This is a genomic window from Ventrimonas faecis, from assembly GCF_040096075.1.
GTDB lineage: Bacteria > Bacillota > Clostridia > Lachnospirales > Lachnospiraceae > Brotaphodocola > Brotaphodocola faecis.
In genome coordinates, this window is sequence record NZ_JBBMFJ010000055.1 from 1 (window position 1) to 8632 (window position 8632).

The window sequence follows — 8632 nt, forward strand, 5'->3', positions numbered from 1 at the left end:
GACAAGCCTGATTCACAAGCTTATCGCTCTTAATTATCATAGAAGAATCTTATTTACAGAGATTTTCTCATACTCTCGCCTCCGCGCAAGTCCCCCACCCGACCTGATACATTCTCAATTGACCTCCCCTCCGTCATCTTACGCCTTCTCTCCATGCCTTTTCATTTATCCATTGTGCCATATTCATTGCACAAATCATTATTTCCCGTATCATTCACATATTGTACTTTGAAAGAAAGAACTTTGAGAAGAGTGGAAGTTCCTCCAAGCTCAAAGCCGGATTTCTTCAAAAAACCACAAAACGGAACCTGCTACCGGGATAAGCCCCCACCCGACCCAACCCTTCCCCCATGACCTTCCCTCCGCCGTTCCATCCCTTCCTCCATTCACCCAATTCTCCCCCGTCCCATCACATTTTTCTACCATTTCCACCCTTCTTTTCTCACATTTTTCCAATCAATCACGAAAAGACACAGAAAAATTGTCTGTGTGCCGATCGCGTCTATCGTGAATACGTTCTCCTTCATCTCAAGCAGTTCCAACGTAAGTAGGTAATCATCCGTATCTGTTAGCGCCCATATTTTTCTGATACACTCTTTTCATAACAAAGGAAGGAAACTGTATCATTATGAAAACAGATGAAAAAATTTCACTGTGGTCTGAAAGAATTAGTGAATTTCATTCAAGTGGACAGCCGTACAGAGCATCTGGAATTTCAGGAAAATATCCCAGATACTCTGCACGGTTATCCACCGTCATAATGACGAAAGGAAAACAGCCGCCGGGTGGCAGAAACTGCATAAATCTGGTACAATGGACTCATTAAGACTGGCAGATGATAGACACTATCAATGGTGCAAAATCATCCGTGATTATCTATAGCATCGCAGAAACAGCAAAAGCGAATAACTTAAAACCATACGAGTACTTTGAATATCTTCTGACAGAGATTCCAAAGCACATGGATGATACAGACCGCTCTTTCTTAGATGATCTACTTCCGTGGTCGGAAAAACTACCAGAGAATATCCGAAAACCGAAGAAGAGCAATTAAGCGAAGCCGCGAAAGCGGCTTTTGGCTGGCAAGGTACTTGCTATGATGCGTTTACGATATGACGCAGAACGCCCGTGACTTCAGTCGTGGGATGAATGCGTCAAGGTCATGTGTATCAATTCAATATTTTTTTTCTAAAAAGGTAGATTTTTGCAAAAAGTCGACTTTTTGCATATTTGAATCTGTCATACTTATAGTGAAAGGAAATAGATATTATCCTGTTTCGTTTCAACCAGGCTCGACATCGCCTGTTGGTATCGGAGTACACTTCGCTGGAGGTGGAAAGAGTTAGTCCATAGAAGATTCTTAAGCTGTGCTATACAAGAGGCTGCGACCGAATTGATGCATGGTGTATGAAGTTGGAATCCCGTGACTTCAGTCGTGGGAGGATGTCAAATATGGAGTTAGAGGTATTTGCAGATGTTTTTTCTGCCTTATATCAGGGTGATGACAAAACTGTAGAATTCATCAAAAAAGAGATACCGGATGTCTATCGGGCATTTATGAAGATCATAGGTGAGTAGGATGCTGAAAAGAGAATTTATTGACATGATGAAGAACGATGATGAGCTTCACGAGTTAAAAAGAAAAGTGATTGCAATAACAGGAAGCCGCGCATCTGTGGTTTTTAAAATCGGGGCAAATTACACATACGAAGAATGGAAGGATCAATTGAGGAAAATTGTAGAGGAACACGAAACCACCAGTCATTAAATGGCCGGTGGTTTTTTGAGTGTGCCAAGCATGGCACTAATCTAGCTAGTGAAAGTCTGGGCACTGGTTTTTACCGCCAAGTGTAGCGGAGCACAAGTTGGTATCAGTAATGATACGGATGAAGGAAGTGCATAGCAAAGTTCTTGAGCCTACGTACAGAAACTTGATAAGGCAATGAGGTGGGTAAGGTTGCTCAACAAACCAAAGGAAAGAAAAGTGGCATGACAAGCCCTGTGAATGGAAACAGGGCTGTAAGCACAAAAGTACCGGAAAGATTACCACGGAGATGTTATTAAAAGCAGGTAAGTCCCAAAATGGTTTATATGAAATAGACATTAAATCAATGAATTTGAGGTCAATTTAGCTTTGTATATTCGTAGGCTATCAAGTTTACCTATGATGTGTTTTGAAACGGATTTGGGTTAATTTGTAAGGGAAAATTTCTTGAGTTCGTGTGCTACTGATAGTATAATGAAGGTAAAGGAATTCTTGAGGTAGTAGAATAGAGAAAGGATGATAGCAATGCCAGAAATATCTTTGTTTTATGGAATTAGGGTAACAATGTACTACAACGACCATATGCCGCCGCATTTTCATGCGGAATACAATGGAAATCATGCGTTGATTGATATAAATCATATCCAGGTCATTAAGGGATATTTACCGAATAAACAAATGCGTCTGATTTTGGCATGGTGTACGATTCACCAGGATGAATTGATGCAGAACTGGGAATTATCAAAAGATATGAAACCATTAAACCGTATAAATCCATTAATTTAAAGGGGGGATTGGTCTATGAATGAATATTTTTTCCCTGTTGTTGTACAGGTAAGGCCATTGGATAATTTCCATGTTGAAGTCTATTTCAATGACGGAAAGATTGTGGATTACGATGCTGGGGCTGATCTTCAAGGCGGAGTGTTTGCACCGTTAGGGGATCTTGACACATTTAAGAGAACTTGTACGGTGATGAATGATACTTTGGCATGGGATCTGGAAGGGAACAGGGATGAAACAAAATGCTTGGACATAGATCCGTGTATGCTCCATGATCTTGAAGCCATCAATGACAGAATTGCATAAGATAAGCCTACCGGAGTGAGTTCTGGTAGGCTTTTGTGTTATTTCCATAGGCGGTACGATACGATGGGAACCTCCTGACGGATATCCCGTACGAAAAATAAGAATATTAGCAACAGGAAAGCACGGGCAGGAATATATCGAAATGACTAGTGTGCTGGCACATTGATATTTAGTATTACAACAACTTCCTATTCGGAAGCTGTTGTAAACGTAGGATACAATGAACTCAACTTCACTCTTGCATCAGCAGTTCGGAACTGCCAATTAACTTTTGCTGCGACTTTATTACGCTCGACTTCCCACGCAGCTAACTCTTCACGAAGACTTGCAATGTTTTCAATCCTTCGTGACAAACACTGTCTGGTCATTACATCCGTTATTTTATTCTCTCTGACTTTCTGTGGGTGTCTGATTGGATGTATCTGCTACAGGCACGTTTCCTCCGGTTTCGGCTGTAATTCCTTCACTCGGTTTGCAGCCAGAGACTGACAGGTCTGTCATTGCTCTTTCAGATGCCGGCGTTAGTGAAATGGAAGCCCCACTGCTCGTGTTCGCTCTGAGATCATATTTCGAATCCAGAATCTCATAAATTACTGCACCAAACAGTGATCCGCAGATTGCCAGCCGGATCGTACCACCTTTTCCGGAAAAAATGTCAGCCATTGCCTTGATCGCTTCACTCATAAATATCGTCTCCCTTCGTGGGTGTTAAACTCTTTAACCATGTTTCAAAATCCTTCTTTGTCATGCTGTCATTCAGCACTTCCTGTTTCTTACTGTCGGCTTCGATCTGTAACGTACTGATAAGCCCTGACACCTCGTCAGCCCTGTCTGGATGCCGCCGTTTCTGGTTATATAGCCTTCCGTATGCGTTCTTAATTAGAAGATCCAGATCGTTTTCTTTGAGCTTCTTCCGGTGCAACAGCTGAGGATAATAATCTTTACACAGCCGCGACGGGTTTTGCGGCGACGGGAAACTACAGTATTTTGCATCTGACCTTTTCACCGTGAAAAACTTACCGCAGGCAGGGTTCTGACACCGCCTTATAACTACGTCAGAACTTTCCATATGAGCAAACTCAAATATCACGAGAGAGAGGAAACTGCTTATTACATAGTAATTATTCATTCCGCCAGAGGCATCCAGCATGGACTTCATTTCTATGCCCGGAACGATATTCGGATTCTGCAGGCTGCCGAGCAGATCATTGTATGTTGCATTTTCCTGTTCATCCGCCGCACCCGATAATGTCGCTGCCAAAGCGGTAAAGAAGCTGAGGGCATTTACCAGGTCTACATAGTAGTTATTGAAGCAAAGGCGAAGAAAAGTGCCGACATTTGAGAACCCGATATCATTGAACGGCATATTTACCTCACTGACACTCCGTAGTTCTTCCTGAAGGAGTCTCGCCATACTCTGACTGTCGAGTGCCCGGTATTGTTCCATTATTCGGATGAAGCTGCCCTGTGCGATCCGTTGTGCCGGATAGAAGTCGTTGTAGAGAAGTGAGGAGAGAACATAGCGCTCCGCATCCTCAATGCTGTCCTGCGTCAGAGCATCTTCGTTCATAGAGCAGGCGCAAATGCAGTCATGAAGGATACAGCTGATGTCATCAAGGATCTCTCCCTGAAAGATAAGACACATCAGGTTTCCGACCGGGTAGCTGGAATCTTCTTCATACCGAGATGTTAATACGCGGTTCTTGCCATCCTCATATGAAATTATCAGACCGTTCGTACGCATACCTGAACTCCTTTCCCTGATGCAGGCTGGTGGCCGTGCAGATGCATCAGATGCTTTATCGCTAACGACAGTTTGAATTATAACAGAAAAGAAAATAAAATAAAGACTTTCTGTTACATAACAGATAGCGATAGATAAATGTAAATTATATATTGGTAACAATTATATCATTAAAGTTGGCCGAGATAGTATAAGACACAGAAATAGCCGCCCCATACCCTGCAAAAGTGTGAGCGGCTTTTCTAAGTCAAACATATAAATGCGGGCAACCGTCTATCGGTGGTACCCTTCATTTATAATATACCATCTGAGGAAAAATATTCAACCCATTGATACAGTAAGATAAGAGAAATCTTACTGCCAGCGAAAGTCCCCCACCCGACCCAATCATCTCTCCATGACCTCCCGTTCGTCGAGCAGAAACTCATCTTCAAAATTGCTCGTTCCAAGAAAGAACTTTGAACGGAGTGGAGATTCCACCTGATTCAAAGCTCATATTCAACCATAGATCAATAACATACGATTTTCTTCCGGACTTTTTCCGGATCCTCTTCTGCGACAGAGATGTTCTCTTGTTCATTTTCATGTTCGGACGAAGAAAAACCGAAATTAAAAACGAAATTGCGAAGAAGAGAGGAATCATGGATAAAGGGTTGTGGCGGAGGAGGGGAGGTCAATTGGTGAGCGGTGATAGCGGTGGGGGATTTTCAAAATACAGGACCGCATCCAACTGGTTGATTTTTGTCATGAATGTGCTACACTATTACCAATAGTTATAGAGATGTGAGTGTTGATGGATATTATGCGCAGCTTCCAGGTGAATGCAACGGTGGTTGCCAATGAGTTTATCGATCAGTATATGGCAGCAGCAAATGGGAAAAAAGAAAGGAAGTTGGCAATGCAAAACGAAATAGACCAAAAAGAAACAGTTTACCTGGTTGATACAGAAAACGAAGGCGGAAAACGCTGTTTTGAAATCATGAAAGGTAAAATGGAACGAGAAACTGTGCATTTTCTATACACAGACCACACTCCACCGCTTTCTTGTGAGGTTGTAGAGCAAATTCTATCACATTCAGACAAGGTCTATCTCACAAAATGTGCATGCAGCACGAACGGACTTGATTTTCAGCTGGCCAGCCTGCTGGGATTTTTGATTGCAACAGACAGGGAAGCGGAATACATAATTCTGTCGAACGATCACGGCTATGATGTATGTGTAGATTTCTGGAATAAGCGCGGTGCGACTGTCAGACGGGAAGCATGGACGGGATCCGGGAAGGAAATCGAAAAAACCGAGAACACAAAGAATGATAAGAACACTAAGAAAACCAAGAGCACACCAAATAGTCGAGAAATGAGGGCAAAGGAACAAGTCGAGATTCTTTTGAAGCAGAAAGGCCTGCAGGGATATGCCACGGATACGCTGACGCAAATCATGCTTTCGGCACCAAGCGAATGGCAGAACAGACTCTCCGCAGCGTTCGGAAAAGAAAAAATGAATACTTTCTTTAAAAAGACTTCACACAAAGAGCGGCAGAACCTGCACAAAATTTCGTAAATAGGAGAATGAATATGTATTTGGTAATCGCGACATATTCGTTCGACAATGAGACAGAGACATATGGTTTTGCAGATAAGGTGCGCTCTGATTTAAGTAAATGCCTTGATAATCCTAATTTGACACCAGAAGAACAAAAAGAAATTCGTGAACAAGAGATGGAAGTCTTGCGTATGGTGGATAAAAAGGATACGGAAATCCGAGAACAGGAAATGGAAGTTGCACGAATGGCAGACAAAAAAGATTCTGAAAAGAAAGCATTCAACTGGAAGGTAATCAGTGCTGCAAGTTTTGCTGTGATTACAGCTGTTGGAATAGGTGCAGCAGCTTTGGGTGGTAATTTTAATGTTAAATTACCGAAGAAATCATAATCCAGTTTCAAATAAAGCAGCAAAAGAGGTGAGATAAATGAATCGATATTATGAATTTTTCTATAATATGTCCGATGAAGAGTGGGAAAAATTTGCTGTTGAGGTATTAAGATGTGTCGGATTTCAAATCTGCACAATGCCAGCATATGGAACAGATGGTGGCAAAGACTTTATAGTAAGCAATCCAGCAAAATTTATTGTGAGTTGTAAGCACTACATTGGTTCTGGAAATCATGTTGGACAGGATGACGAAAAGAATATAAGCGACAGATTACTACAGTTTGGAGTAACAGGGTTTATCGGTTTTTATTCCACAGGCATTACAACGGGATTGCAAAATCGTCTTGACGCAATCTGTAAAAATGGAAATTACAGTTATATGATTTTTGACGCTCAAAAGATAATACAAATTATGCAGTATATGGATACAAAGGTTCTTCAGTCCTATGGCTTGTATCCGCATAAATACTATATGAATGTGAGCGAGGATGAGTATAAGCCTTTAAAATGTATGATATGTGGACGAGATATTCTTACAGATGAAAATATACCCAATTCATTAGTAGGGGTTGCCCAATACAAAGATGGAACATACGAATATGCATATGGTTGCAAACCTTGTTTTATAAATATTAAACTACATTATAATGCTCATTTAGAAATGGAACAAGCTTTGCATTTGAGACAATTACAGGGATGGGAAGATATGGTGGATGAATGGATTAAGGATGACAAACTGCTTTTAAACGAGAAGTTTTATAAGCATCGGAATAAGTTCTTAAACCGTGTGAGACAAAGACAATTACCACAAACGGATGGAAATTGGTATGGTATAGATTTTTAATTTTTGCATCCAATCGTTACAACCGTGTGCAAATGAACCCGGCATCGTTAAATTATGCACCCTCTAAGGGGTGTGCGTGTTCATCGTTAAAAGGTTATTCGTTAAATTGTATCACCTTTAGAACGGCAACAGACCCTTGCATGGGCAGTGGTCACATTTTGGTGTATGCCTTTGATGTGCTGATGCAGATCTATGAAGCCGCCGGATATGCCCAGCGGGAGGCTGCCAAGAGCATCTTAGAGAACAACCTATACTGAATGATGTCCGTAGAGGGTTGATAGATTTATTTAAAGTTCTTGATACAAAACCAGAGGATAGAGACCCATATATGGATGATGCTTTAGCATCATTCCCATATGTGAATGATGGTTTGTTTGCGGATGAAAATATTGAAATCCCAAGATTTAACGAAAATTCATAAGAATCAGTATCTATATCACCCGGCACACAAGTCCGAGCGGTGTCCTTTTTGCGTCCAAGGATTTATGAAAAATTTAGGATGTCTGCTGTGTTTCTTACAACAGGTCTGTTACAATATAATAAATGACAGCAAGGGTATCGAGTAATGAGGTCATGAGAAAAAAACAGAAAGAAGAGATGGTCATATGGGACTCGAATTAAGGATTCTGGATCTGATCCAGAAACTGCACACACCGGTGGGAGATCAGGTGATGTGCGCCATCACAAAGCTTGGAAACGTAGGCGTTATCTGGATTACGCTGGTGCTTGGATTACTGCTGATCCCGAAAACGAGACGCTGCGGTGCAGTGCTTGCGGCGGCGCTGCTCATAAATACCGTTTTGTGTAACGGAATTATCAAACCGTGTGTAGCCCGGCCGCGCCCCTGTGATGTGAACACGGCCATTCAGCTTCTGGTTCCAAGACCATCTGGCTGGTCCTTTCCGTCCGGGCACACATCCGCTTCGTTCGCATCGGCATCGGCGCTGTTTTTTCATGCGCACCGCAGGAATACTGCAATATCGGAGAGCCAGACAGCGGCAAAGAAACTGTGGAAACCTGTTCTGGTGCTGGCGTTCCTGATTGCGTTTTCCAGGCTGTATCTGTATGTGCATTACCCGACCGATGTGCTGGGTGGTATGCTGCTCGGATGTCTGTCCGGCTATGCCGGATGCCGGATCATGGCTTTGTGGATGAGAAGAACACAGCATCAGCGTTATGATTTGTGACATGCTCCCACCACTTAGCTAACGCTTGAAGTGGGGGCTTCTCGTTCGATTGCCCGATAGGGCAAAGCATA

General features: G+C 42.3%; 12 protein-coding genes and 2 pseudogenes. 11 read left to right on the forward strand and 3 right to left on the reverse strand.

The features are described from left to right. The first annotated feature begins 638 nt into the window (after window positions 1–638). From WMO41_RS15485 to WMO41_RS15510, 6 genes and pseudogenes are all read left to right on the forward strand, one after another. Complete coding sequence (locus WMO41_RS15485) at window positions 639–761, forward strand: hypothetical protein (RefSeq protein WP_349230534.1); 123 nt, start codon at window positions 639–641, stop codon at window positions 759–761. 65 nt (window positions 762–826) lie between these two features. After that, window positions 827–1054, forward strand: a pseudogene (locus WMO41_RS15490) (transposase domain-containing protein); the annotation flags it as partial. A gap of 398 nt (window positions 1055–1452) precedes the next feature. Continuing rightward, window positions 1453–1578: a hypothetical protein gene (locus WMO41_RS15495; protein ID WP_349230536.1), complete on the forward strand. Its 126-nt coding sequence runs from the start codon at window positions 1453–1455 to the stop codon at window positions 1576–1578. Between the two features lie 25 nt (window positions 1579–1603). Further along, window positions 1604–1768, forward strand: coding sequence for a hypothetical protein (locus WMO41_RS15500; RefSeq protein ID WP_349230537.1), 165 nt, complete (start codon window positions 1604–1606; stop codon window positions 1766–1768). A gap of 522 nt (window positions 1769–2290) precedes the next feature. Then, window positions 2291–2551 (forward strand): DUF4160 domain-containing protein, encoded by a 261-nt coding sequence (locus WMO41_RS15505; RefSeq protein WP_349230538.1) that lies wholly within the window; start codon window positions 2291–2293, stop codon window positions 2549–2551. A 15-nt stretch (window positions 2552–2566) separates the two neighbouring features. After that, complete coding sequence (locus WMO41_RS15510; RefSeq protein WP_349230539.1) at window positions 2567–2854, forward strand: DUF2442 domain-containing protein; 288 nt, start codon at window positions 2567–2569, stop codon at window positions 2852–2854. Window positions 2855–3042: 188 nt separating this feature from the next. Here the strand turns inward: WMO41_RS15510 and WMO41_RS16030 are convergent. The 3 genes and pseudogenes from WMO41_RS16030 to WMO41_RS15520 form a co-directional block, all read right to left on the reverse strand. After that, window positions 3043–3228 (reverse strand): annotated as a pseudogene (locus WMO41_RS16030) (hypothetical protein); the annotation flags it as partial. A gap of 7 nt (window positions 3229–3235) precedes the next feature. Then, entirely contained in the window at window positions 3236–3538 is a 303-nt protein-coding gene (locus WMO41_RS15515; protein ID WP_349230540.1) for a hypothetical protein, read from the reverse strand. Further along, window positions 3531–4424 carry a DUF6076 domain-containing protein gene (locus WMO41_RS15520; RefSeq protein WP_349230541.1) on the reverse strand — a complete coding sequence of 298 codons (894 nt, stop codon included), beginning with the start codon at window positions 4422–4424 and terminating at the stop codon, window positions 3531–3533. Before WMO41_RS15520 ends, WMO41_RS15515 begins: the two co-directional genes overlap by 8 nt. Window positions 4425–5391: 967 nt before the next feature. On the opposite strand from WMO41_RS15520, the gene WMO41_RS15525 reads away from it, so the two are divergent. The 5 genes from WMO41_RS15525 (at window position 5392) to WMO41_RS15545 (ending at window position 8561) form a co-directional block, all read left to right on the forward strand. Continuing rightward, a complete protein-coding gene (locus WMO41_RS15525) occupies window positions 5392–6159 on the forward strand; it encodes a PIN domain-containing protein (protein ID WP_349230545.1) in 768 nt (255 codons plus the stop codon). Window positions 6160–6173: 14 nt separating this feature from the next. After that, window positions 6174–6530 (forward strand): hypothetical protein, encoded by a 357-nt coding sequence (locus WMO41_RS15530; protein WP_349230542.1) that lies wholly within the window; start codon window positions 6174–6176, stop codon window positions 6528–6530. A gap of 37 nt (window positions 6531–6567) precedes the next feature. After that, a complete protein-coding gene (locus WMO41_RS15535; protein WP_349230543.1) occupies window positions 6568–7374 on the forward strand; it encodes a restriction endonuclease in 807 nt (268 codons plus the stop codon). 253 nt (window positions 7375–7627) lie between these two features. Then, the gene (locus tag WMO41_RS15540) at window positions 7628–7795 is read left to right on the forward strand and encodes a type IIL restriction-modification enzyme MmeI (protein WP_349230546.1); all 168 of its coding nucleotides are present in this window, start codon (window positions 7628–7630) and stop codon (window positions 7793–7795) included. A gap of 184 nt (window positions 7796–7979) precedes the next feature. Beyond that, window positions 7980–8561, forward strand: a complete 582-nt coding sequence (locus tag WMO41_RS15545; protein WP_349230544.1) for a phosphatase PAP2 family protein — start codon at window positions 7980–7982, stop codon at window positions 8559–8561. The last annotated feature ends 71 nt before the right edge of the window (window positions 8562–8632 follow it).

Coding starts and splice junctions, on each gene's coding strand:
- WMO41_RS15530 (WP_349230542.1), top strand. CDS start 6,174: ATGTATTTGGTAATCGCGACATATTCGTTCGACAATGAGACAGAGACA.
- WMO41_RS15520 (WP_349230541.1), bottom strand. CDS start 4,424: ATGAACGAAGATGCTCTGACGCAGGACAGCATTGAGGATGCGGAGCGC.
- WMO41_RS15500 (WP_349230537.1), top strand. CDS start 1,604: ATGATGAAGAACGATGATGAGCTTCACGAGTTAAAAAGAAAAGTGATT.
- WMO41_RS15505 (WP_349230538.1), top strand. CDS start 2,291: ATGCCAGAAATATCTTTGTTTTATGGAATTAGGGTAACAATGTACTAC.
- WMO41_RS15545 (WP_349230544.1), top strand. CDS start 7,980: ATGGGACTCGAATTAAGGATTCTGGATCTGATCCAGAAACTGCACACA.
- WMO41_RS15525 (WP_349230545.1), top strand. CDS start 5,392: ATGGATATTATGCGCAGCTTCCAGGTGAATGCAACGGTGGTTGCCAAT.
- WMO41_RS15495 (WP_349230536.1), top strand. CDS start 1,453: ATGGAGTTAGAGGTATTTGCAGATGTTTTTTCTGCCTTATATCAGGGT.
- WMO41_RS15515 (WP_349230540.1), bottom strand. CDS start 3,538: ATGAGTGAAGCGATCAAGGCAATGGCTGACATTTTTTCCGGAAAAGGT.
- WMO41_RS15510 (WP_349230539.1), top strand. CDS start 2,567: ATGAATGAATATTTTTTCCCTGTTGTTGTACAGGTAAGGCCATTGGAT.
- WMO41_RS15535 (WP_349230543.1), top strand. CDS start 6,568: ATGAATCGATATTATGAATTTTTCTATAATATGTCCGATGAAGAGTGG.
- WMO41_RS15485 (WP_349230534.1), top strand. CDS start 639: ATGAAAAAATTTCACTGTGGTCTGAAAGAATTAGTGAATTTCATTCAA.